This is a genomic window from Paenibacillus sp. MABNR03 (genome assembly GCF_050455445.1).
GTDB classification, from domain to species: Bacteria; Bacillota; Bacilli; order Paenibacillales; family Paenibacillaceae; genus Paenibacillus; species Paenibacillus xylanilyticus.
Genome location: NZ_JBCIYR010000001.1, coordinates 717,769 through 743,125, shown reverse-complemented (window position 1 = coordinate 743,125; position 25,357 = coordinate 717,769). Strand labels below are relative to the sequence as shown.

The following is a 25,357-nucleotide window of genomic DNA, read 5'->3' as shown; positions in this document are numbered from 1 at the left end:
TCTGCCGCTTTTCTATATGTTTTATTGCTGTGGCTTTCCCTATTCGATGATCGTGAGAGGTAAGTGTGTCAAGGACTGTCCTGGCGCAGAAGTCGAAAGATTATGCTCCAGCTCAAAGGAATCAACCGCTTCAACCCGGGCAACCCTTTCCACAAAAGCCGTTAGTACTAGTGTGAGTTCCATCCTGGCCAGCGGTGCCCCCAGACAAAAGTGCGGACCGTTACCAAAGGTAAGGTGTTTCTTATTGTTGAGACGGTGAATATCGATTTTAAACGGGTTTTCAAACATCCGCTCGTCCATATTTGCTGCACTCATCCAGGAGATGACCACATCCCCTTTTTTCAAATCGACACCAAGCAATTGGTTGTCCTTCTTGACGGTTCGATGCCTTTTCGCATTATGGAATCGGTACCGAAGCATTTCTTCTACGGCAAGCGGAACCAGTTCTGGATTCTCTCTTAGCTGACCATATAAATCTCCTTCATCATACAAAAAAGAATAAAACGTGCTCGAAACCATATGGCTCGTAGTTTCAATGCCGGCACCGAGCAGAAGCATCGTTGTTCGTACAACTTCATCTTCCGTGAATTTCTCTCCCTCAACGTCGACATTCAACAAATCGGTAATGATATCATCCCCGGGATTTGTCCGTTTGTTAACTACGAGTGGATATAGAAATTGATAGTACTCCTGGGCTGCTGCCTGTTTTTTCAATTCGATTTCTTCTGCGTTCTCCAGAGTGGCAGGTTGGAACAGGATATCTACCCAGCTTTTAAACCGATGGCTGTCCGTGAGCGGGATCCCCAGCAAATCCGCCATGACCATGGCAGGCAGTGGAGCAGCAAGCTTTTCAACGATATCAATCGTTGTATTGAATTCCAGGTCTGCCACCAGCTGCTTCGCAATGTTGCGAATTCGGGGTTCCCAATTTTTTAGACTACGAGGGGTAAAAGCAGCGGATAACAATGAACGGCTTTTTTGATGTCTTGGCGGGTCTATGCTTGAAATGTTTAATTTGTCCGGAGGTGTGCCTTCCTTGTTCTTCGCCCCTACAGCTATGGTGGTTCGGGTTCCCTCAGCTGAAAAATATTCATGATTGCTTAGGACCTGTTTGACATCATCATACCTGAACACGTTCCAGGTGTCGGTATCTTCATGATAATGCACAGGATTTTCGGACAACATTTTCTGATACCACTCCATGGGGAAAAACTCTTCGGACTTGGACTGGAATCTGGTTATATCCTCAACTCGAATCACTTCTTTGTACATGTGGATGCTACCTCCCAGAATAGTTTCATGTTTGGTTGCTGTAGATTAAAGGGTTTTGGTACATGAATTGACAGTTCAGCACCTTATTAAATTTTATACGAATCGTATAATTTTAGATATAAACCTTTTGAACCAAATTAAAAACCCTCTTTTTATAAGAGGGTTCTAAGTATACGATTCGTACAATTTACATTTCCATTTGCTGTTCACCATTTTCGATCGGTCCATTCAGCTCAATAAACCACCAGCATGCCTGGGCGATCTTATTTGCCTGCAACTGTGCGTGTCCGGATACAAAAGCAGCCTGAAAAGCGGATAACGTAATCTTCAGCATCGACATATTGAGCGTATCTTCCCGGAACAAGGACCATAGTCCCTGGCTTAATTCTTTCGCCTGAATGGACCCTTGCGAGTTCTGAACAGAGTGGTTGAACTTTTCCAGCTCGGCCAGCAGGTAGGTTTTATCCGGTACAGTCCGCTTTATACCAGGATCGATGACAGCCAGACTCGCGGCATCAATGATATGTTCTTGTTTATTCACCATGGCTCGCAGCAAAACTTCAATATAGTTCAGAACTTTTGGTACAAGAGACTTCCAGTTAGGTTGATTCAAGTGAAAGTTCCTCCACGTATTCGATATCTGGTGAACCATGCCAAAACAAAAAATGGCTCCTTCACACGCATATGGTTTAACCTCTTCACCAAATAACTGAACAAGCCGTCCAGAAAGCCAGTTTAACTGAATTCGTGTAAGATGTTCGACATCAAATTCTCCGGAATAGAAGCCTGTCCAGAACAACTCGACAACTCGCTGTTTGTCTGGCGATATCATCGGAACCACGATCTGGTCCACCAGCAAATCAAACTCAGAAGCATAACCCTGCATTTCCAAATCTTGGCGAATCATCATATCTTCCTGAATCCGCTGCTCGAGAATGGCCAGAATACAATCATCCTTGGAACTGAAAAATTTATAAAATGTACCTTTCGATACGCCTGAATGATCGAGGATCATTTGAATCGTTGTATTGGCCACACCATTTTTGTCGAAAAGCATAAGTGCTGTGTCCAGAAGCTGTTGTTTGCGTTTATTCATAAGGACCTCTCAATCTGCCAGCTTTTCCAATTCATCCTGCAGTTGAACAAGCCGGGTGCGGATCGTTACCATTCGAGTCTGTACTTCGGCTAATTGATGCACCAGATTTTGCTCCTTCGCAGCGTCCCTGAACGAATTCGCATGATCCATTAAGGATGATCTTAGCTGAGTCAGTTCGGATTCGTAACTTATACGATCCCCATCCGCTTGTTTCAATTCTTCCTCTACAGCACCGATCTGGTACTCCAGATAAGCTATATCTGATGCGCTCGCTTGCGTTAGTCGCTGTGAATACGTCATGCTTCACCTCATATTCGATTCATTATCATTCGTCCATTGCTTTGGCAACATTATAAGGAAGGATATCGATATCCAGCTCCTGATTGAGAGCGAGCTTCGCCAACTGACTGCCAATAAAAGGGCCCATGGTTAATCCCGAAGCACCAAGCCCATTGGCTGTGATCAGTCCCGTCCATCCCGGAACAGCCCCCATTACCGGAAGAAAGCCTGGCGTAAACGGCCGGAAGCCAACCCTTACTTCCTGAAAAGTGCTATCCGCCAAATCCGGTGCCAACTCCAACCCTTTATTCAGGATCTCCTGCATTCCACCCGGCGTTATTCGAGTATCATAACCTTCGATCTCATTTTCATGAGTTGCGCCTATAACGATCTTGTGTTGGTCAAAAGCCAATAGATATTGGTCAGAAGGAGGCATAACGACTGGCCAGCTGCCCGTATCGTTCTGCTCCGGGACCTGTAAATGCATAATTTGTGCTTTTTGGAAATGAACCTTAAAATGAATGCCCAATGGTTTCAGAATTGAGTTGGCCCACGCGCCGGCACATACAATAACTTCGTCAGCCAGGAAGCTTTCTGTTGCGACAGTCACTCCTGTTACACGGCAGGAATCAAATTGAAGCTTGGCATCGCCATGTACCAGGACAGCTCCATTTCGCCGGGCCGATCGTATCAAGGCATCACGCAGGGCACGGCCATCTATGCGGGCTGCGCCGCTAATGTAAACGGAATGATAACGCTCGTCCAACAATGGAAACCGCTCATGCGTTTCCTCTACGTTAAGCCGTATTATATCCCCAACTTCCGGTGCATCCGCTCTACGGTGATGAGCGCGCTCCTCCATCTTTCCGATTTTCTCTATATCCGGATGAATACTCAGGGCCCCCACTCGGGCATATCCGGTTTCCGTTTCTCCCTCACGTTTGAGTTCTTCAATCAATTCAGGGTAGAAGCGAGCACCCGCCTTCGCAAGCTGGTACCAATCCTGATTACGCCGCTGCGACAACCATGGGCAGATAATACCCGCCGCAGCATCCGTAGCCTGTCCTATATCGTTGCGGTCCACAATGATAACCTTAGCACCCCGTTTTGCTAACTGATAGGCTGTCGATGCCCCCAGTATTCCTGATCCTACTACGATGACTTTCTTCATGCTTGCATCCCTTTCCTCCATCACGATATCCATTATAGCGTATACTGTTTCGCATCATATTAGCAAGGCAAACGTCCCTTGCGATTTCTCTTGCTAAAAGGTTTTCGCATTTGGCATCACCGTTTCCGACAGCACTATTTAAAATAATGTCATTTATGTAATATAATTCAAATTAGGTTTCTTTTAACGCTGTATCCGCGCCACTTACGTACACGATCCTTTAACGAAAAGAGGAATAACACGACGATGCCGAAACCTAGCATGGAGAATCCGCTGGATGCCGATATGCCACTCATGATTACAGGGCAGATCCAGATGAATGCAGATGAATTCATGCATTGGAGCGACCATTCACGGGATTACACCATTGTGCAATGCATCGGAGGAACTGGGCGAATCGCAGCCAAAAATCATGAATTCTCAATCCGTGAAGGAACCGCTCTTATTATGTTTCCTGAAGTTACCTATCGTTATCACAATCTCAGTGATTCATTATTGTTCGATTGTCTGACGTTCAATGGCTATTTATTGCCCCGCTTCCTCCATACCTTGCAGATCGGGGAGCTGCGCGCCTTCAAGCCGGATGGAATGCTTCATATCCTGCTGCATGAAATAACACTGGCGCTGCAGTCCCGGCACAAGGATCAGATCTGGCACGTATCCGCATTACTCTACATGCTTCTGGTCAGATTGACGATTGAAGGAGAACGTTATGGTGCTTACGAACGCACCGATGCCCGATTAAAGCTGGCCGGACTCGTTACTTTTATCAAACAAAATTATCATGAGGATATCTCGCTCTCCATGTTGGCTCAGCAGATGGACGTTACCGAACAGCACTTGAACCGGATATTCAAAAAAGAATTCCAAATGACACCGCTCGAATATCTGACACGTTATCGGCTGCTGAAAGCGAAGGAAATGCTCATCCAGGATGAAGCCACCACTGCCCATGACATCGCCAAAGCTGTCGGGTTCAATAGTGCCAGTTACTTTGGTTCCGTCTTCAAGAAATACGAAGGAGTCTCTCCCATCGAGTTACGCAAGCAATATCTAAGTTAGAGGATCTCCATATTTATCTCGGCCAGCGAGGATAACCGCAGATCATGCATCTTGAACTCCAGATCGCGTGTTACCTCGTTCGGCACAATAACACAGCGAATCCCCGCTGCCTTGGCTGCCTTCAGTCCGTTTGGCGAATCTTCGAAAACAACAGCCTCAGATGCTTCAACTCCGAGACTGTTCAGAGCCAAAAGGTACAGCTCGGGATCCGGTTTAACCCGCTTCACGTCCTCTGCCGTATGAATGACAGCAAATTGTTCGAATATGCCCAGCTTGTGCAGGTAACCATGAACCCAATCGCGCGTGGAGCTGGAAGCAACAGCAAGCTGAATCCCCTTTTCCCTGGCCGACTGGAGCAATTCACGCACTCCTGGAAGTATGGCGGCCTGCCCCAGGTATGATGTATATTTCTGTTCGGATAACAACTTGATATGTTCATGGTCAATCGGTTTTTGCAGGGCTTGTTCCAGATACATAAAAGGATGAAATTCTTCAAAATCAGTCCCTACATTTTTGGACCACAGCTCCAGCCCCAGTTCAAGCCCGTGTTCCTTGTAAATATCGCGAAAGGCATAGTACCACGGAGTCTCCGTGTCCAAAATTAATCCATCAAAATCCAAAATAAAGGCTTTTACCATGAAGTTATTCTCCCTCCAATGATCGGCAGGGGGACGGCTCAGAAACGGGCAGTCAAGTCCGGTCTCGTAACCTCCAAGGACAGGAAACGACAGGTACATCCTGTTCCGGTTGGTGACTGTGCAACGACTCCAGCCTGGATATCCCCCTGAATCGGCATGCCGAAGTACCGAATTAGCTTCCACTCACCCCCATCGGGTGAATAAAAAAATGAAATGCAGTCGTCTACTTTGCGGATACGGAGATATGGATCAGGTACGGGGACTTCAACCGAGTTGCAATCGTCAGATGAGCCGTCCCGCGTGACCACAGACACAATGATAGCTGCCTTTCCATCATATTCAAAACAAAGCTTGCACCAGTTGCGTTCATCTGCCATAACCATCAGACATCCGGAATCATACTGATTTTTCATGTCCACCGTTAATTGGGTTGTCAGTTCGAAATCACTCGGCACAGGCATGGACAGAAAGGGTGCGGATGCACGGATGTTTTTGCCCGCAGGGTCCTGGAAAAAGTCTGTATCTGCCTGAGCCTCCACAGTAAGAACCCCCTGTTCTGAGTAAGACCAGATTTCCGGTTCATTCATCCAGTTCATTTGGCTCCGTGTTTCTGTTGAAAATACGTTCGTCATCTCTTAACCTCCCAAGTTCGTTTTCTGTATTACATATTCTTCCTATATACAGAAAACCCCTTCTCCTACATATTTTTGTAAGATTCGATCACTTGGGAGTGTTTCTGCGGGTCAGGCAGGAATAACATAATGACCATCAGAACGATGTACAGTGCAAGAATGACGCTGAACAAAAGCACCGGATGATGATGGTACAGCAGACCTGTAAGGTAACCCGAAGGAATCGCCGTCAGTGTCATGACTGTCTGTACCGCTGAAAACATATCGGCTTTTTCATGTGTACCCAGCCTGTTCATCAGAAGGGTATCCCGGTACGTTTGCAGGATGAAATTGCCGGCTGCAAGCACAATCAGTGTCAGAAACAGCATCGCTATATTTCCGGCAGGAATCAACAGAAACAGCACTGCACCGACTGTACTCAGGACGATGGAAAATCCAACATACTTCTCCTCTGATCGCTGCTTCAGTCGGGGAATAATGACCAGATACAGCAGCATGACCGTTAATGCAGTCACAACCGGGATAAACGAGATCACACGATCATCGAACTTTAACTGCTCCTTGAAAAATATCACCTGAAAGAAATTCAGCTGCAGGATCAGATTCGAAAGTACTGTAATCAATATAATCGGGAACAGTCTTCGCTTGTAGAATGATCTCCCGAACAGCCGCAAACTGGAGGCAAGGCTCTGGATTACCCTCGTTTGGCTGTGCATCCCCATCAGCTCTTTCCCAACCTCGGTTTCATCGGTGTATCGGTTACGAATGAAAAACATGGCCGTCATGAGAATTCCGCCGATAAAATAAATACTGGCCAGTGTAGGCACAATGCCGAAATCAGCAATCACGACTCCGGCAATCGGTGTCAGTACACCCGCCGCTGTGATGATCATATTCAGAATTCCGAATACCTTGGACCGTTTGTGTTCCTCCACATCCTCAATGATTAGACAATTGAAGGAGACCGTTACAAATTTGGACGTGGCATTCAGCAAGTAGGCGATCAGGAACAGCCAGAAATTCTGTGAAAACGCCCAGATGAACATCGGAATACTCCAGGCAATCAGATCAAAAATGAGTGTGGTTCGCTTGCGACCCAGTTTGTTCGTAATTGAACCGGCAAATAACTGAAATATAAAGGCAAAATAAAGATTTACCGAATTGATTAAACCGATTTCGATGTCCGAAAGTCCGGCTTCCTTCATATATAAAGGAGCATAAAACAGGACAATCGTGCCCGGGATGGCCCACACCGGTTCGAGTAAAATGGAATACCGCGGATTTCTCGGCAAATCCTGAAGCAGCTTCAATCCATATCCCCCTCTTTCTGCGGATCTTGCCGCTGCGAATGGTTACCTGTCGCAGCGGCGATACCACAAGCGCCTATACGCCTATAAGATTAAAGCTGTTTTAACCGAATTCATGGGCAGTGGTTCTCCAGTCCGCAGATGATATCCAACTGTACCGTTGAACGCTTCTTCATAATCACTCAGGAATTCCTTGGCTGTAACCATTTGTTCGAGTTCCGGGATGCTTTGTGCAAACTTCAGTGCTGTGCTGATCATCGAGTGATTAGCCACCGCACCTATGATACTAATTCCGTCATTAATTACGTGTGTCGACTTGAACGTCACTTCATAGCTGTCGTCATAGCCCATAGGAATGATTCTGCCGCCTTTGGCAATCAGCTCAAATCCCACATGAAGCTGGTTTCCGACAGCATCCACCACGATATCAAATTTTTTATTGTTATTGATCTCGTATACTTTATCCAGCGTCAGTTCCTGAGGATAGAAAACATGGTCGGCAATGCCTACAGCAAACTCTTTGCGGTATGGATCGACTTCTGTTCCTACCGTAAGCCGTGCTAATCGTTTACTCACAAGCTGACATAGCGAACCAATGGCACCGGAACCCAGGACGAGGACAGAATCACTTGGCTTGACTCCTGCTTTCATAAACGTCTGTAGAACACAACCGAGCGGTTCAATCATCATGGCTGTCTCCCAGCTCATGGAATCCGGAATGGGATAGACATACTTCTCATCTCCGACATAATATTCTGCAAATGTGCCATGGGTGGTCATGCCTACTTGGTAGTCATCGAAGTTTTCGCAATAGATGAATAACCCTTCACGGCAATACGAGCAGGTTCCACAGGATTGGGTTGGGTCAATCAAAACCCGGTCCCCTACCTTGAATCCACGGACCTCAGAACCTACCTCCACGACAGTACCTACGCCTTCATGACCGATAATCGTCCCTTTGTTCGCCGGAACTTTACCTTTGACAATATTCAGATCCGTACCGCAGATGCCTGAGCCATAAATTTTGATTTTGACCTGGTTTGGCTTTTGAATGTCCGGCTGTTCAACATCCAGCAGCGCCACCTGTTTGTGATCCTGATATACGAGTGCTTTCATAGAATACTCCTCCTTGTCATTTCCCTGATAGGGACTAGGCTTTAAACGTTTTCGAAATTTTTATTGCGAAAGGTGCTCCTGTTTACGCAGCTCTTTCCAGTCCGATAGTGTCTGCAGGAGTGCTTCTTCCACCCACAGCAATTCCTCCCTGGTATGTGCATCCGAGAAAATGAAGTATCCCTTGGTGAAAATGCCGAAGTGCGCCATTTTTTTCACGATAAACTCACGGAATGGGTCGGTCTGGAAGTTTTCCTCCGTAATCGAGTGAATGTAGAAGCTCGCATACGTCCCTTTCAACGCCAATTGGTCGGTTAGTCCAAGAAGTATGAGTTCTGCCTCAATCAGATCCATGATCCGGATGGTAGCATCCCGCCAGCTTGGCCATACCTTCGCACTTTTCATCAATCGCTCACATGCGATCGCTGCAGCAAGCGCAGTAGTCTCGCTGGAATGAGCATTGCTGAACCTGACCTGTCCCGATAAAGACATCAAATGCTGCGGTCCCATCACAGCTGCAAGGGGCAATCCGTTCGCCATGCCTTTGGAAATACAGAGCAGATCAGGCCAGATGTCATACTCTCCTGCTGTAGCCTGCTTGCCCATTCGAATGCCTGAAGTAACTTCATCAAATATCACGATGATATCGAGTGATCGGCACAAGGAGACGACCTGCGCCAGCGGCTCGCGCTTCCATTCATTCGGACACAGGACAATGCAGGCGATATCCTCGGGAGAAGCGGTAATCTGTGCCTCGATTCGTTCCGGTGTTGGCTTGTCCACCCAGATCGTTGTACGCTCAATATCGACCGGAATGCCTCGCTCTTTTGTTTCACGACCATAGTAACCATAGGCAGACCAGTCATGCCACCCATGATAGGCAGTCGATATCACCTTGCTTTTGCCGCTGCCCGCACGAGCAAGACGTACTGCTCCACTGACTGCATCGGCGCCACTTTTCGTGAATCGCAGTGAAGGGTAACGTCCACCAAACCGCTGCAGGATCAGGTCAGCACATTCCAGTTCGATGTCAGCAGGAATGGAATAACTTGTCCCTTTTTTCAGCTGATGGATAATGGTTAGTTGAATTTCATGCCTTGCGTGTCCCCATGGTGCCGTACCCATGGCCATCTCGCAATCGAGCCATTCATTTCCATCGATATCGATAAAACGGGAATTGCGTGCTTCGGCACAGCATACGGGCGTGTGACCCGGAAATAATCGTTCAGGTGCCTTGGCTAATGTACTGCATCCGCTCGGAATTACCTTTTCGACATGTTCCAACCATTCCAGATTCCGGGTAAATCTAACGGCACGGTCCAGCGTGCTCTCTTTTGATTTCACTTATAGTTCCTCCCCGTATGCTTGGTTTTTATCTTTAGCGAACTTTGGTTCCAGGCCAGCAGCCATCATATATGCGATCCATCGTAATCACATTGCCATACAAATCGATGATCAGATCCTTAGCCCGATGTGCATGTCTCATCTCGATCCAATAGCGGTTTTCCAGCAAACGGGCGAAATTATCCACCAAAAACAATAATCGGTTCTCACTATGGATCAATTCCTTACCCAGTACCTGCGGCAGCCAGATGGCTCCGTTCGAATTAAAACGGTTGGAATAATCTCGTACCTCTGCAACAGGTGCTATATCAGCTTCCTCAAGCTTGGTCCAGAACGTATCTGCATCACTTCGTACCTCAGCAAGATCAATACCGACGATCGGCAGATGTTGATCATTATCCTGGCTCTCCAGCTGTGACTTCAGATGACTGAAAACGAACGGCCAAACATCAGCCTCGATTTCACTGCCCCACTTTTTCCAGAAACGTGCCAGATTGTTTTTGCGATTGAAGTTTCGATGAATGCCGCTGCTTCGTTCCCAGTGATACGCACGAATATTCGGATTAATGACCGTATCGTAACCAGCAGCCCGTGCCCGCATCTGATAATCAAAATCCTCGTATCCATTAAAGAACTTCTCATCGAGGGTACCAATCGTCTCGTAAACCTCCCTCTTCATGCCGAACATCGCGAATACAACCAGTTGAACCGAGAAGGTCTCTTTGGGAATGTCTTCTGGAGATGCATTCAGGAAGAGATGACGTCCGATCGTGTCCGCAAAAGCAATGCCGCAGTGCTGCACGCCTCCCGTTTGCGGATAGAGCAGCACACCACCAATCATGCCGATGGTAATATCGCTGTCCAGCGTCTCTCTCATCATCGATTGCCAATCCGGCTGCAGAATGGTGTCGGAATCCAGGAAGAAAATATAATCTCCCTCAGCTCGCCGTAGTGCACTGTTAATGGACACCGCGCAGCCGAGCGGAAAATCATGCTGCAGAATCTCGATGGTTACCCCTTCTCTGACTTCCTGCTTCAGTTTCTCCAGATGCTGATAGACTGCTGAGCCGGAACCATCGTTGATAAAAATAATCTGTGTTGATGGACTCACCGTCCGAAGCAGTGAATCGGTGAACAGGTTCAAAATGTTATAGTCCTGGTTGACTGGCACAATAATGGTGTAAAGCATGGAATCCCTCCCGTTGGATATGATGAAATGCGATTTAATCCTTTTGGATCTGTGAAAAATGTCCGGATATCCACCTCCTTGTCCCGAATTTACTGTCTTAATTTGGTAATGTTTTGGATCTACTAGAAATTTATATCATTTTTTGCAATTGTGAAATCTCAAATTCTGAACTCTATTAATATTTGAATATGATCAAAAAAACACCCTCGGGAGCAAATCCGCATCTGTTGACACGGTTAACTCACCAAGGGTGTTGGTTGATCAGTTATTATATAAGCGGTTTAATTTCTGCCGTAATACAGCTTGCGATTGGTGATATCCACCAGATACAAGATGTCTATACCATTAGCATTACGGTCTACACTGAGCCTCTCAATTGGTTTCCCGGAAGCAATTGATGTTTGGGTCCAACCGCCATTACCATTCGGAACCGCCATATATGCACGGTCTGTTCCGCTATATTTTGTATAGTAGACTCGAACGTTCGACCCGGTCCATGTAATATCAATTCCTGCTCGGGTCGCCGTTGTATTATAGACCGTCTGCTGATTCCATCCTCCCACCTCGTATGAAGCATATTTCACAGAGAAGTTGCTGCTTCCTTCCTCACGATATCGGTAGACAATCTTCGGATTGCCTGCAGAATCAACAGCCAGCTTGGCGCTCTGGATGCCCGGTCCTCCTGGATCTCCTCCATCCTTAACATAGGCCTCGGATAGTGCCATCGATTGCACAATATCCACATTGCTCAATGATACGGGTGAGGAAATTACACTGCCGTCCGCTTTATAAAAGGTGCCTGTAGAAGGTCTGTATTTTACATATGACAAATCATGACGAAGTGCGCTGGATACAAAGGCCGACCATTCAAACAAGATGTGCAAGTCGCCTTGTGCATCGAAAACCAGATCATTGGGATAGAATGACCGACCAGCATTGGCACCGACTACCGCGACTTGACTCCAGCTGGACTGAGCATTATTCCAACGGAATAACAAGCCAGGTCGATAACCGGTTGAATCATCACTTGATCGGATCAGAAGATAGACATCGCCATTGGGTGCCGTTGTCAGTACGGGATAGGTTCCTTTGAACGTCGTGAAGGAGGGCATATCGGAGGAATGATTTTGCGGGGCGCCTCCAACGGTATCCGACCTGAAATAACGCCAGCTGTCATTGTGCATCGAAGCAAATACATGAAAGCGACCGCTGCCATCGCGGGCAATGGAGGGTTGATTATGTCCAATGTCATCGTTATATTCGGCAATGACACTGCCATTCATAACCGGAATGTTGGACCACGTACCTGATCCATCCCGCCTTGCTATATTGACCGTATGTGTATTCTCTGTGCTGCCCGGAGCGTTGTAAGCCAAGTACGCATACTCAGATCCAGTACCATACGTCTCAAGTGGTGACCACCATCCAGCCTGATTGCTCGAATCAATTACATAAGGCACCTCAGTCAGTGTGGCTGCTGCCATACCTGTGCTCGCTGGCAGTACAGAGATGAGCAGCGCTGCAGCGGCGCCTATCTTCCAAAACCTGCTTCTTCCCAAGATCATCCGCCTCCTTCATGAATGGTGTAACATGAATTTGTAGAGAATAGGATCCCCGGCCGGGATAAATAAAGCGCTTACACTTTGCTGACTGGCTTGTTGGCGCCATAATCATCGTAACATGTGATTTCGCTTGACCGTCATACACAAAATCATGTTTTGATAGAACAAAATTTTGATATTTAAGCATTAAGACAAAGCGAATAGAACATTTCACCTTTTTGCTTATTTGGCTTCAAATTTCGATGAATGGGATCGCAGGTTGCTATAGAAAATCAGAAAAAAACTCTGCCAACAGACATGCCAGCAGAGTTGTAAGAACCGATCCGTTTTAAGGAAAAAGGGGGATCTCCCTCCGACTTTCGCCAGATTCGCCCGAATTGATCACCATTCGGTTTCCTTGGCTCCCAAGTTCGCGATAAATTGGCGTAATGCATGAGATACCCATTTCCGGGTATGAATGACCAGCTGGATTTCCAATCTGAATTCGCCGTGATCCAATGGCAAAACAGCGAGTTCCTCCCGGCGTATTTCATCCATCGCAGTCATTTGCGGCAGAAGTGAAATGCCTGACCCTGCCATAATGCTTCTTTTGATAGCTTCTGGACTTCCGAGTTCGAGACCTACTTTATAGGGTATTCCGTTTGTTCTCAGCACCCTCTCCAGCAGCTGCCTGTAATTGCAGGTATCCTCAGGCATAATCCATTCCTCGTCAGCCAGATCACTCAGCTCGATTTTCTGCTTATGGGCAAGGGAATGATCTGTGTTAACAATGAGAACAAGCGGCTCTTCCCTGATCGTTATCCACTGCAAGCCTGTTTCGGACGAAGCATTGGCAAGAATAAGCCCTACATCTGCTTCTCCCTCTCTCACTTTCTGCAAAATCATGTCTTCCCGATCCGTCTGCAGCCGAATGCCAAGTTCAGGATACTGCTTACGAGTGGTCTGAATTGGGGCAGGCAGAAAATAAGAGGCAAGAGAATCCATGGTTGCAATCGTAAGCGAACCTCCACCCTGTTTCGTCAGCTTTTCCTGGGAATGTTCAAAAATCTCAAGAAGTTGTCCGGAGAGTAAAAATAGTTCTTCCCCCGCTGAAGTAAGCCGAATTTTATTGTTGTTGTAACGTTCGAATAATTTTACTTGGTATATTTTTTCCAGCTTTTGAATCTGGGTTGTTACACTAGACTGTGCATACCCCAGCTCTTCTGCAGCCTTCGTAAAACTTTGCCTTACAGCCACTTCACGAAAGGTTTGAAAATAGTTCAGATCCATATTCCTGGTACCTACCTCATCAAAATAATTGATAACACTCATCATCTATTATAGTTAACTATGATGCCAATTCCCATGGTAAAGTGAATTTAATATCATTTCAACATAAATGGAGGCCATATCATGTTAACGGAACAACAGATTCATGGTATTTATGTACCTGTAATCACCCCTTTTACACAAGATAATCAACTCGATTTAACCTCCTTTCAGACCTATATCACTCATATGGCAAATAGCGGAATTCAGGGTTTGGTTATTAACGGTACTACGGGAGAATCTCCCACAGTATCCTGGGATGAAGTGGAGCAGCTGGTTCGAATCACGAAGGACACCTTGAGCAGCATGAATAAAACGATTCCGATTGTCGTGGGGACCGGAACCAACGATACAGCCTCAACAATAACGCGAACACAAAAGGCTAAAGAATTAGGAGCAGATGCTGTTCTTGTAGTAACTCCCTATTACAACAGACCGACAGAGGCAGGCATATTCGAGCATTTTCGAGCAACTGCTGAAGTGGGCGTGCCCATTATTGTATATGAAATTCCAGCGCGAACGGGTGTCCGGGTCTCTATAGACACGATGAAAAAAATAATGAACTTAAACGGTGTTATTGGTCTTAAGGACAGTACCAACGGAATTGAGTTGATGTCAGAACTGGTGCGTAGTGGATCAAAACCGATCCTGTGCGGGGATGATTCGTTTTTCTATGACATGTTAAATGAAGGTGCCGCTGGCGGTATGCTGGCTTCTGCCAACATCAACACGAAACAGTTCATTGAAGTGTACGACCGTTTTAAAGCAGATGACAAAGATGGATCACGTGACTTGTTCAATGAATTAGTTCCTTTTATTCTTCACCTTTTTGAAGAACCTGCTCCTGCGCTGCTCAAATGGCTGCTCGTCAAACAAGGAATCATCGCTTCCGATCATTTGCGCCTGCCGCTGATGCCAGCATCTGAGCAATTAAAAGCAAAGATGGACCAATACACGGTGAGCAGTAACGCAGTAGTCTAGATAACATCATGAACTACAATGCATAGACATGACAAAAGCCGCAGATCTGCGGCTTTTTGAATATGCGTTATGGGCATCTGATACAAGAGCTACGGAATTACGTCATTTTTTCGCACATCCTCACTTCGCAACAAAGCCATGATAAAAATGTATCCACCACAAGTGTGGCTGCCCTAACGTTTCTGTCGTTACCATTAGACCAAAATGGAAATCAGAATTGGCAGTGAAATCAGTGACAGGACCGAGCTCATGACAAAGGATGACGCCGTCTCAACCTCAAGCGTATCGAATCTCGACGCAATTATCGCAGCTACGGCTGATCCAGGGAAGGATACGAGCAGGATAACCATGGTCACGTCTGTAGAAGATAGCCCCATCAATACAGCAAACATGTAGGTAAACAAAGGCAGTGCAATGACTTTCAACAGGGAAATGCTGATAGCATTCAGGCTGAATTTAATCCGATTGATACCCACTGTTACCCCAATGGCAAAGAGCGCTGCGCCGGATGTAATACTACCGATCTGATCAAATGAGCTTTGCAGCAGATGAGGTGACTGGAAGCCAAAGAGTGTCAGGATAACACCCAGAAGCGGTACACAGGCAAGCGGTTCTTTTAGACCATGAATGATGGAATGGATCGTAAGTTTAAACAGGCTTTCGGCATGATCGCCGTTCTTGCCCGCTTCCGTTTTCTTCCCTACGGAACTGACGATGGTCGCGATGGGATCAAGCAGCGCATTGACCACTACGCCTGTAATCGCAATAGGAATGGTTACTTCTGCAGCACCAAACAGGTTGCCCAGGACAGGAATCCCCATAAACGCGAATGAAGGTTGCGTTGCATTTAATGAAAAGATGGATGACTGGCTTAGGTTTACTTTGAAAATGAAACGCATCACAAGCAATAAAACCACATAGAACCCGATGATACCAAGGAAAATGGTCATGAAAAATGGCCACTTGTCGATCAGGGTTTCTTTTTTGGTTGTAGTAATACCGATAAACAAATGTGCCGGCAATGCGAATTTGGTCACCAGTGTATTTAAACCTTTGGAGGATGCCGAGTTAAATACCTTAAAGTAGCCTCCGAAAAAACCAAGTAAAATTACGAAAAAAATAGGAATTAATATGATGAAAATGTCACTGACTGACATGTTGTTCAAACCTCCATTTATGATCTGAGCATTTGCAACAATTCAACAAATGACAATAGATTTTGATGATATGATATATTTTTTTCAATTTTAGACACAGCCAAGGAATACCTGCACGAATGGACAGGTATTCTCTCGGTGCGGCGTATTGTCATATTTAAACCATTGCGTGTTCACGTTCATTAACTGCTGCAAGGACGGGTCTGTAAACAGGGTGCCACATGGCTTCCTTAATGGCCTCTTCCACATTCTCAAGTTCACGGCGGGCTACGCCATCCTCAATCGCCGCTTTCGCTACAGCAACTGCAACTTGGTATGAAACATCCTGCAGTTCTTTGACTCTTGGCAGCAACGGAGCACCAGGTTCTGAAGAGTCTACGGCTCCAGCTACCGCGATCGCCGCTGCAGTAAACATATTTTTGGTAAATTTAGAGGCTTTGGATACGATCGCTCCAAGTCCAAGACCCGGGAACACGAAGGCATTGTTGGATTGGCCTATCTCGAACTGAATGTCATTATACATTACAGGTTCAAATGGGCTTCCTGTTGCGATCAATGCTTGGCCATCCGTCCATTCAATCAGACTTTTCGGAGCAGCTTCGGCAAGTGATGTCGGATTGGACATCGGCATGATGATTGGGCGTTCCACATGCTTGGCCATTTCCTTAACAACCTGTTCGTTGAAGGCACCCGTAACACCGGATGTACCAATAAGAATGGTTGGTTTAATGCGACTCACAGCTTCCAGCAGACTAACCTGACCTTGTTCATCTAGACTCCAGTCTTTGATTTCCTCCGCTTTACGCACATACGGCTTCTGGTATTCAAACAACCCTTCGATCTCATCGGTCAAAATACCGCGATAATCGAATGCCCAGAAACGATCCTCGGCTTCTTCCTGCGTAAGCCCCTCTTCCATCATGGCGTCCCGAATCTGATCCGCATTACCAATGCCGGCAGCCCCTGGTCCGAAGACGAGTACACGATGCTCCCGAAGAGGTACACCCGTTACTTGAACGCCTGACATAACGGCAGCTAGGGTAACCGCACCGGTTCCTTGAATATCATCATTAAATGTAAGGAGTTCTTCTCCATATTTTTGAATAATATTTCTGGCATTCACGCTGCCCATGTCTTCCCAGTGAAGAAGAACGTCGGGAAACCATTTGGTCGTTTCCTTCACAAATGCTTCAATAAATTGATCATACTTTTCACCGCGAATACGTTCATGACGATTCCCCACGTACAATGGATCATTCAGCAATGTTGGATTGTTGGTTCCAACGTCCAGTACCACCGGAAGTACACGGCTTGGATCGACACCTACTGCAGCTGTGTACACGGCCAGTTTGCCGATGGCAATGTTGATGCCACCAACCCCCCAGTCTCCAATGCCAAGAATGCTCTCAGAATCTGTCACCACAATAAGGTCGACGTCTCCAGCCTGCAGGCCACTGTTCCGGAATGCTTCCTCAAGTCCGTCCATATCATTGATGGAGAGATACACGCCGCCAGGTCTGTGATATTGATGACTATATTCCTGAATCGCTTGTCCAACCGTAGGTGTATATACGATCGGCAGCAGTTCACTAAGATGTTCTTTTAGCAAACGATAGAATAGGACGATATTTCGGTTGAACAAGTCATTCAGCATGATGCTTTTACGCAAATTATCATATTCATTTTGCAGCTGCTGATATACCCGGCTCACCTGTTCTTCAATATTTAAAACCATTGGCGGCAAAATGCCGTTCAGGTTAAGTTCTCTTCTCTCTTCTTCGGTAAAGGCAATACCCTTGTTCAGGATGGGATTGGAAAGAATGTCTTTACCTCTTAATTGGGTTTTCAGATTTCCATTGGAATCAACAAAAAATGTGTTCATTACGGATAGCCTTCTTTCGTGATATCTCTTTAATTTCTTTTCTACACTAGATAACTTTAGGTTAGTTGTTAACCTTCCGATGACAATTATATGACTTTTTTTATATTATGTAAACGAAGCTATGAAACTTTCATGAAAAGAATTTGGTTGCCATTCGATAAGTAAAATTTATCACTTTAATATTTTCCAAGAAAATCATTTTATAACTCTCTTTAGGCTTCAACATGGGTATGTGAACCAATTCAGGCATAAAAAAAGCCGCATATATGCGGCTTATGAGAGACTTATATATACCTTCAAACAATTGTTATATGACGTAAGCGTCTTCTACTTCTACCTTTCTAACATTCCCTTCCCTCATGTATTTTACGTCAATCTCACATCCTTTCTGGAATTTCGGAATATGGATCACCGGAATAAACGTAGTCACAACCGATTGGAAGGTCTGACCATCTTCTTGGGTAACGAACAAATCGAGACGTACGCCAGGCCGTCCATGCATGCTTGACGACGTCTCGGCAATATCCTGAATGATCGCTTTTGCAGGAGATCCGTACTTCAATATCTCCTTCCTGATCTGCATCGTCTCTTTACCGGTTCGCAGCTTTTTGGTGACGTTCAATATGAGAATCAATCCTGTGGTTAGCCCAGAAACAACAATTACAGCTGCAATGATTAAGGTTATCAACGTTGAAGTCATCTCATCCTCCTTAAAAAGTTGGTATACAGATTACTTCTGGCATGCTGCACCTAAATCCTGCCAATTTCTCAGCACATATGTAGGAGAGTTGAACAGGTGTAGACTAATAGATAGAAAAGAACTATAAATTCGCCTTGGCGGGCCTGCCAAGGCTCTTTAAACATGCTTACGTACTAAAATAAACGTCCAGTTTGCCTGTAGGTGGTGTGGTTGCCATCCAGACAGCAGCCAGATTATCTGGGGCCGATGTTGTAGCGGTAATGTAATCACCAATAAGTACTGTAGGTACAGGAGAAATTCCGTTCGGATCAAAAGAAGTTGTTGTCAGACGCCGGTTTGTGAAAGAAGCGCCTCCATTAAACGATTCGGCGACAAATACATCCAGAAGGAATCCGTCTATTCGGTTTGTCATATAAATGACCCTGATCGTTCCGGCAAATGGGGACACGGTTATGGAAGGGAAAAAGTTCTGTGTGCCTGGAGGTGCACCTGTAATACTAACAGGATCTGACCAAAGAAGACCATCGGGAGACCGACTGAGGAACACATCCGTGTAACCACTTCGCGCATCATTCCATACCCCATACACCGTTCCACTGTTTGGCCCGATGGAGATATCCGCCGCCAGATTTAAGTTGGTTTGTACACGAAAAGCATAATTCGGCACAGGCAAAGGCGAAGGGGCAGGGACAACCGATGAAATAAATGTAGACTGTCTTTCAATAGGCGGTTGATAATTAATTCCGCCGTCATAAGATATTCTTAACAGTGCCGATGGGCTTGCAGGGCCTGTAAGGATGTAACCCGCATATACTTCGCCGGAGAACCCTACAGCCAAGGCTGCACGGTCATGTATCCCCCGGGGACTGGATTGGCGATCCGGTGGTTCCCAGGTTATACCTTGCGAAACTGATCTTTGTGTGAAAATGGCTGAAGAAGTTGTAGCGAGCGGCGTGTAGCCAACATATGCATTGCCTCTATAGGGACTGCCCGGAGACCGATCCACGGCAATATAGGGCTCATCGTTATGGACAACGGTACCAAAACCCGCTTGAACGATGACCGGTGGTTGCCAGCTTAAACCATCATCAAAGGACGTATAGCTGACAATCGTTCCATCATTGATTCCATTAAACACGTGAACCGTCACGATAAAGGTACTTGGAAATGTATAGTCAATGGTAGGTGCTTCTGCCCCTGAATATCCTGCTGGCTGTAGAAGCACAGTAGTGGACCAGGTATTACCGCCATCAATGGAACGATAGAATCCGGTCAGTGTCGGTCCAGTGCTGGTATCCACAGCAACGACACACATAATATTGGGATTCAACGTATTCACCGCAATGGAAGGTTCAAACTGATTGCCTCCCAGAGCTCCGGTAATATTTACAACTGCCAATGGTCTCACCTCTTTTCCTTTAAGGGATATTTGTGAATCGGTCTATCACGGTCATCTCGGACTGGAGGACCCGTTGGATGATCTGGCCTGTAGAGCTAACACTATAAACATGGATAATCGTACTTGTAGCACTGAAAAAATCACTTTGGACCTCAAAAAAGGCTGCATTGATGAGAGGGTATATTAACGTCCTTGTACCTTGAGGCAAAATTTCGATCAGATCATGACCAATGGGTATCCGAGCAGTTTGTGTAGTGTCCCATCTAAACACCTCCAGCTCGACATTGACGGAGGCGTCAAGGGAGTCATTAATGCAAGTCACAATAAGCTGCGTGGACTGAGTTTCCCCCGCTGTCGGGTTGTAAATGAACCCCGTACTGTTAGGCAAAAGAATCACTCCCTTTTCATACAATACACGCTATCTTTCTGGTATTTTATACTACGTAAACCGTATAGACATTGACACGGCTAATACAAATATCCTATAAAATCAAGCTCCCCCTCGTCCCATGGAACTGTTCCTGCTTGTTTCATCATTAACCCATCCATAACCTGATCTCCAATACCGACCGTGGTTAGAGTGTTATCAACCCCCAATACCCGGATGGCCGTTCCGTTCAGATTCATGGTCCTGTAATCCAATCCAACATGCCCGATCAGTAGATGTTCCGCATCCATAACGAGCAATCTCGAATGTGGAACCTGCTTGAAATACATTCGTTCTTCTGGGTAGATCTCCGGAAAGCTCGCAACCAGTAATTGTTGCAGCTGCACCGAGAGTTCATTGTTCAGTTCCATATCGTTCGTTTGAATTACCTTCAAAAAATCTCCTCCTTATCTACAGCAAAAAGACCTGTCCTACAACAGGCCTTTATAACTTGCTATTTCTTATTGGTATTTCAGTTTGATATCAACAGGAATTAATCCTTCTTTTTGCCTCTCATCTTCAATAACAGACCATTGTCTGCCTACTAGAGAATGAAGCAATTGAATCTGTTCGCGGTTGAGCTTCAGATGCCGCAGCGTCAGATCTTCCTGCACATAATCACGATCCAGTTTAAGATCGAAACGGAAGTCCAGCACCCTTTTTAAAGCATTAATATGCAAAAACTTGAACTCGTATCCACTACGAATGGCCTCTGCCCAATCCTCGCCCACTTCTTCAGCGGTCTTCAGTCTTTCTTCCAAATCCATCGTTGGTTCCTTGATTGTGGCCCGCAATGAAGCAAGATCCCTCCGATGCAAACAATCAATAATCACCTCACTCGCTTCACCACTCGTCAGAACATTTTCCACCAGCATCCCCACGGGAATCGAAAGCCGTACCAGACTCATACTTCCCCCGCCTCATTTCGAAGATACTGATTAAACCAGGCATTGACCTGTTCGAAGCTGTCCACTCGCAAGGAAGGTTTACCGCTTTTGAGCAGTGAGTGATTGGACCCGGGATAACGAATCAGTTTGGTCTTTTTACCGTAACGCTTGAGTGTGGTGTAGAGTTCCTCTGCCTGTGCAATCGGGGTTCGATAGTCTTGCTCTCCATGCATGATCAGAAGCGGTGTTTCAATCTTATGTGCATGAGCCAGAGGTGAACGGGACCACAGCAGCTCAGCATGCTCTGCCGGATTGCCTCCAATGACACCCTCTACATAAGAGATGCCTATATCACTGGTACCGTACATGGACAGCCAATTGGAAATACAACGCTGAGTTACAGCAGCTTTGAACCGGTTGCTGTGGGCAACAATCCAGTTCGTCATAACCCCTCCGTAACTGCCGCCTCCGACACCCAGACGTGATTCATCCAGGTGTTCGTATGTATCAAGGGCATAATCGACCGCCTCCATCAGATCCCGGAAGTCTCCGCCAGCAAAATCACCACGGCAAGCTCTGGCAAATTCCTGCCCGTATCCCATACTTCCACGTGGATTCACCCATAGAACGGCGTAGCCCTGTGCTGCAAGAGACTGCATCTCGAAGCTGAACGTACCCGTATACATCGCATGTGGTCCCCCATGAATCTGCAAAATCAGCGGGGTTTTGACATTTGGGTCACGTTTCGCAGGCTGCAGCAACCATCCCTGAATACGCCATCCGTCTGTGGATGTAAACTCCATTCGTTCAGGCACATTCACTTCCAGCCCGGTGACCCATTCTTCGTTTCGCCTGGTAAGCCGGAACGTTTCTCCGCTGCTTATATCCACACGATACAGTTCCGCAGGATGATCCGGTGTCAGAGCAGCAATGACCAGGGTCGTTCCATCAGGTGATAACGTGTATTGATACACATCCTTCTCACCACTTCCGGTGATGGATTGAAAGTCTCCATTCTCATGAATGCGGTATACATCCACACTTCCATTATCGGTACCCAGTACATACATGCCGCGTTCCGGATGTCTGTCATCCCAGATCGGTGATGGAGACGGACCAGCGGATTTCATATCTCCAAGAGCAGCGTTACCAAGCTGTATATCCATTTTCGTATTGATCAGCTTGGGCATCCCTCCTTGAACAGGAACAGCGTATAATCTGTTATGACTGCCGCTCCCAAACTCACGGTCGCTGGCGATCAGGTAGAGTACCTGACCATCAGGTGAATAGGAGAACTGGCTAACCAGCAAGCTGGAATCCGTTACTTTGGAAGGACGGCTTGCTTCCAGCCCTATGGTGTATACATCTGCAAAGTACAACAGATCCGCATCGGAGTCCTCATCCTCCACCTGCTTGGAAATAAAGGCAAGGCTCTGGCTATCTGGCGACCATGCAGGCCCGCTGACATTCCACTGTCCGGATGTGATTGAAGTGATCTCTCCACTCGCGATCTCATAAATGTACAGATGGCTATATAGCCCATCCCACCAGCCGGAACCTTCTGCTTTTGGGGTGGTACGCTCAAAACTTTTACCCCGCAGTACGGGTGCCTCCTCATTTTTCAGCTCGTCTTTGCCTTCCACATCATTCATCTGCACTTTACTGGTAAAGGCAATATACTGCCCGCTTGGCGACCATGCATAATCCAATATTTTACGTTCCGGAGGAATAAGCCTAACTGGTTCGGTTGAACCTGCTTCGAGGGTCCATAAACCTTTACCCCCATCTTCCAGACGCAAAAAAGTGAGCTGCGTTCCATCGGGTGACCAGGTCGGCGCCGTATCCTTGTTGCCATTCGTAAGCTCCACATCATTGCTGCCATCCAGGGAAATTCCCCGAATCAGGGTGTTATACTCGTTCTTTTGCCGGTCTATGGTCTGCTCCACGTAAGCCACCTGTCCATTCGGATGGACCACCGGCTGGCTAATGGAACGATAGTGATATAAGTCCTCTGGTATCATCGGTCGTTTGTTCATCTGAGGGTCCCCTTTCTCCAGTCCAGTTATTTTTTGTTCGTTTCTGTTCGCGGATCGAGCACATCACGCAGCCAATCACCGAGGAAAATAACCCCCAGCACCGTAAGTGTAATCGCCAGTCCAGGGAATGTGGCTACCCACCAGCTCGTGGCTACATATTGTCTTCCATCACTGAGCATGCCTCCCCAGGAAACGTCAGGCGGCTTGATACCCAGACCGAGGAAACTGAGTGAAGCTTCCATAATAATGGTGGTTCCGACATTCATGCCGCAGATGACAATAAACGAGGACAAGATATTCGGCAGAATATGTTTCAGGATCAACCGTCCATTCTTGGCCCCAATCGATCGGGCAGCATGAACAAAATCCCGCTCCTTGATACTGAGAACCTCGCTTCGAACGATACGGGTAAACGGAACCCAGTTGGTCACACCAATGACGAAAATCAATGTCGTGATTCCCGGGCCAACGATGGCCATCACCACAAGCATGAACAGAATGGTAGGAATGGCCATGAAGGCATCCCCTACACGCATGATGACTGCATCCAGCCATTTCCCGTAAAATCCGGACAGCAGACCCAGAATGGCTCCGATTATTCCCGAGACGATGACCGCTCCCATCCCTACTATCAATGAAACGCGTGCACCGTAGACAATTCGGCTCCACATGTCTCTACCCAGGTTATCCGTACCCAGCCAGTGTTCTGCAGTTCCTCCCTCTAACCAGGCAGGCGGCTTAAGTCGACCCAGCGGATCGACGGCTGCGGGATCATGACTCGTTAACAGAGGTGCACATATGGCGATCAAGACGACCAGTAAAACGAGCACAGAGCCAAGCATTCCGGTTTTGCTGAGGATCAGCTGTTTCCAAATATAGCGAAATCCTGTTGGTGTACGTAAACTCTCACTTTCCTGTTCTGCACCCGGAATGGGCATTTCATTGCTGCCTGTCATAGGTTGCACCTCCCTCTAGTCGAATTTAATGCGCGGATCAAGCAGCCGGTAAGCTACATCCGTCAAGATATTGGTTACAACAACAATTAAGGCAATGACAAACACGGCTGCCTGGACAATCGCCATGTCATGCGTATTGACGGCAACAACCAAGAGCTGACCCAGCCCCGGCCAGGAGAATACCGTTTCCGTAATCAGCGTTCCGCCGATCAGACTGGTAAACTGCAAACTCATAATCGTTACGACGGGTATCAAACCGTTGCGAAAAGCATGTTTGCCGATCACGACCATTCGTCCCAGCCCCTTGCTGCGAGCCGTACGAATATAGTCCTGACTTAGAATCTCCAGCATACTTGAACGGATCAGACGGGTCATTTGAGCTGCCAGTCCTATGCCAAGGGTAAAAGCCGGCAAGATCAAATGCGACAATCCACCGCGACCCGATACGGGCAAAACGCCCCACATGACGGAGAACAACAGGATCAGCATGATTCCCATCCAGAAGTTTGGCATGGCCTTGCCGATTACCGATATTCCCGAAATGATAAGATCGGTAAACGTATTACGTTTAACAGCTGAAGCTACTCCCAGTGGTACTGCCATAAGAACGGCAAAAAACATCGCGGCTACAGCCAGTTCGAAGCTGGCAGGCAATCTCTCCAGGACAAGCTGTAAGGCGGGCTGCCCATAGCGGAACGATTGCCCAAAATCCCCCTGTAAGGCACTGCCCAGGAACTTCACATACTGCGTGTATAGCGGTTGATCCAGACCGAGAGCTTGCGTTAACACCGCGCGGTCTCCCGCAGTAGCGGTCTCGGGAAGCATCAATGCAACGGGATCACCAGTAACCCTGACCAAAATAAACACAATCAGTGAAACAATGAACAATACCGGAATGACTTGCAGTAAAGATTTAAGTACGTATTTCCCCATCCTCATTCACCTCCATGCTATACAAA

At 46.7% G+C, this 25,357-nt stretch carries 24 protein-coding genes; 2 read left to right on the top strand and 22 right to left on the bottom strand.

The genetic code is table 11. From position 1 onward, the window contains the following. Window positions 1-39: 39 nt before the first annotated feature. From AAIH57_RS03210 to AAIH57_RS03195, 4 genes are all read right to left on the bottom strand, one after another. Window positions 40-1,272, bottom strand: a complete 1,233-nt coding sequence (locus AAIH57_RS03210; RefSeq protein ID WP_430020514.1) for a cytochrome P450 — start codon at window positions 1,270-1,272, stop codon at window positions 40-42. 187 nt (window positions 1,273-1,459) lie between these two features. Then, complete coding sequence (locus AAIH57_RS03205; protein WP_430020513.1) at window positions 1,460-2,368, bottom strand: TetR/AcrR family transcriptional regulator; 909 nt, start codon at window positions 2,366-2,368, stop codon at window positions 1,460-1,462. 9 nt (window positions 2,369-2,377) lie between these two features. Beyond that, entirely contained in the window at window positions 2,378-2,668 is a 291-nt protein-coding gene (locus AAIH57_RS03200; protein ID WP_175396486.1) for a hypothetical protein, read from the bottom strand. 25 nt (window positions 2,669-2,693) lie between these two features. Beyond that, window positions 2,694-3,818: an NAD(P)/FAD-dependent oxidoreductase gene (locus AAIH57_RS03195; RefSeq protein WP_430020512.1), complete on the bottom strand. Its 1,125-nt coding sequence runs from the start codon at window positions 3,816-3,818 to the stop codon at window positions 2,694-2,696. A 246-nt stretch (window positions 3,819-4,064) separates the two neighbouring features. On the opposite strand from AAIH57_RS03195, the gene AAIH57_RS03190 reads away from it, so the two are divergent. Continuing rightward, window positions 4,065-4,880, top strand: a complete 816-nt coding sequence (locus AAIH57_RS03190) for an AraC family transcriptional regulator (RefSeq protein WP_430020511.1) — start codon at window positions 4,065-4,067, stop codon at window positions 4,878-4,880. Here AAIH57_RS03190 and AAIH57_RS03185 read toward each other — a convergent pair. The 8 genes from AAIH57_RS03185 to AAIH57_RS03150 form a co-directional block, all read right to left on the bottom strand. Continuing rightward, window positions 4,877-5,518, bottom strand: coding sequence for an HAD family hydrolase (locus AAIH57_RS03185; protein WP_413033593.1), 642 nt, complete (start codon window positions 5,516-5,518; stop codon window positions 4,877-4,879). The two genes, AAIH57_RS03190 and AAIH57_RS03185, sit on opposite strands and share 4 nt — an antisense overlap. A gap of 38 nt (window positions 5,519-5,556) precedes the next feature. After that, complete coding sequence (locus AAIH57_RS03180) at window positions 5,557-6,150, bottom strand: DUF1349 domain-containing protein (RefSeq protein ID WP_430020510.1); 594 nt, start codon at window positions 6,148-6,150, stop codon at window positions 5,557-5,559. A gap of 65 nt (window positions 6,151-6,215) precedes the next feature. Continuing rightward, window positions 6,216-7,460, bottom strand: coding sequence for an MFS transporter (locus AAIH57_RS03175; protein WP_175396481.1), 1,245 nt, complete (start codon window positions 7,458-7,460; stop codon window positions 6,216-6,218). Window positions 7,461-7,541: 81 nt separating this feature from the next. Then, on the bottom strand, window positions 7,542-8,573 hold the full coding sequence (locus AAIH57_RS03170) for a zinc-dependent alcohol dehydrogenase (protein ID WP_175396480.1): 1,032 nt from the start codon (window positions 8,571-8,573) through the stop codon (window positions 7,542-7,544). Window positions 8,574-8,633: 60 nt separating this feature from the next. Further along, window positions 8,634-9,914 carry an aminotransferase class III-fold pyridoxal phosphate-dependent enzyme gene (locus AAIH57_RS03165; protein ID WP_217506454.1) on the bottom strand — a complete coding sequence of 427 codons (1,281 nt, stop codon included), beginning with the start codon at window positions 9,912-9,914 and terminating at the stop codon, window positions 8,634-8,636. Between the two features lie 34 nt (window positions 9,915-9,948). Then, complete coding sequence (locus AAIH57_RS03160; RefSeq protein WP_175396479.1) at window positions 9,949-11,103, bottom strand: glycosyltransferase family 2 protein; 1,155 nt, start codon at window positions 11,101-11,103, stop codon at window positions 9,949-9,951. A gap of 281 nt (window positions 11,104-11,384) precedes the next feature. Beyond that, entirely contained in the window at window positions 11,385-12,662 is a 1,278-nt protein-coding gene (locus AAIH57_RS03155) for a BNR-4 repeat-containing protein (RefSeq protein ID WP_430020509.1), read from the bottom strand. A 384-nt stretch (window positions 12,663-13,046) separates the two neighbouring features. After that, window positions 13,047-13,934, bottom strand: a complete 888-nt coding sequence (locus AAIH57_RS03150) for a LysR family transcriptional regulator (RefSeq protein ID WP_430020508.1) — start codon at window positions 13,932-13,934, stop codon at window positions 13,047-13,049. Between the two features lie 123 nt (window positions 13,935-14,057). Between AAIH57_RS03150 and dapA the strand changes: the two genes are divergently transcribed. Continuing rightward, the gene (dapA, locus tag AAIH57_RS03145; RefSeq protein ID WP_430020507.1) at window positions 14,058-14,954 is read left to right on the top strand and encodes a 4-hydroxy-tetrahydrodipicolinate synthase; all 897 of its coding nucleotides are present in this window, start codon (window positions 14,058-14,060) and stop codon (window positions 14,952-14,954) included. A gap of 194 nt (window positions 14,955-15,148) precedes the next feature. Here the strand turns inward: dapA and AAIH57_RS03140 are convergent, their stop codons facing one another. The 10 genes from AAIH57_RS03140 to AAIH57_RS03095 form a co-directional block, all read right to left on the bottom strand. Then, a complete protein-coding gene (locus AAIH57_RS03140; protein ID WP_430020506.1) occupies window positions 15,149-16,111 on the bottom strand; it encodes an AEC family transporter in 963 nt (320 codons plus the stop codon). Between the two features lie 157 nt (window positions 16,112-16,268). Further along, complete coding sequence (locus AAIH57_RS03135; protein ID WP_430020505.1) at window positions 16,269-17,993, bottom strand: NAD-dependent malic enzyme; 1,725 nt, start codon at window positions 17,991-17,993, stop codon at window positions 16,269-16,271. 307 nt (window positions 17,994-18,300) lie between these two features. Further along, a complete protein-coding gene (locus AAIH57_RS03130; RefSeq protein WP_430020504.1) occupies window positions 18,301-18,693 on the bottom strand; it encodes a hypothetical protein in 393 nt (130 codons plus the stop codon). A 166-nt stretch (window positions 18,694-18,859) separates the two neighbouring features. Then, window positions 18,860-20,092 carry an exo-alpha-sialidase gene (locus tag AAIH57_RS03125; RefSeq protein ID WP_430020503.1) on the bottom strand — a complete coding sequence of 411 codons (1,233 nt, stop codon included), beginning with the start codon at window positions 20,090-20,092 and terminating at the stop codon, window positions 18,860-18,862. Window positions 20,093-20,111: 19 nt separating this feature from the next. Then, the gene (locus AAIH57_RS03120; protein WP_175396465.1) at window positions 20,112-20,480 is read right to left on the bottom strand and encodes a hypothetical protein; all 369 of its coding nucleotides are present in this window, start codon (window positions 20,478-20,480) and stop codon (window positions 20,112-20,114) included. A gap of 80 nt (window positions 20,481-20,560) precedes the next feature. Continuing rightward, window positions 20,561-20,914 carry a hypothetical protein gene (locus tag AAIH57_RS03115; protein WP_430020502.1) on the bottom strand — a complete coding sequence of 118 codons (354 nt, stop codon included), beginning with the start codon at window positions 20,912-20,914 and terminating at the stop codon, window positions 20,561-20,563. 66 nt (window positions 20,915-20,980) lie between these two features. Then, window positions 20,981-21,427, bottom strand: coding sequence for a hypothetical protein (locus tag AAIH57_RS03110; RefSeq protein ID WP_430020501.1), 447 nt, complete (start codon window positions 21,425-21,427; stop codon window positions 20,981-20,983). Then, window positions 21,424-23,442 (bottom strand): prolyl oligopeptidase family serine peptidase, encoded by a 2,019-nt coding sequence (locus AAIH57_RS03105; RefSeq protein ID WP_430020500.1) that lies wholly within the window; start codon window positions 23,440-23,442, stop codon window positions 21,424-21,426. The genes AAIH57_RS03110 and AAIH57_RS03105 overlap by 4 nt, the downstream gene beginning before the upstream one ends. A gap of 26 nt (window positions 23,443-23,468) precedes the next feature. Further along, complete coding sequence (locus AAIH57_RS03100) at window positions 23,469-24,398, bottom strand: ABC transporter permease (protein ID WP_175396462.1); 930 nt, start codon at window positions 24,396-24,398, stop codon at window positions 23,469-23,471. Between the two features lie 15 nt (window positions 24,399-24,413). Continuing rightward, entirely contained in the window at window positions 24,414-25,331 is a 918-nt protein-coding gene (locus AAIH57_RS03095) for an ABC transporter permease (protein WP_430020499.1), read from the bottom strand. Between the last annotated feature and the right edge of the window lie 26 nt (window positions 25,332-25,357).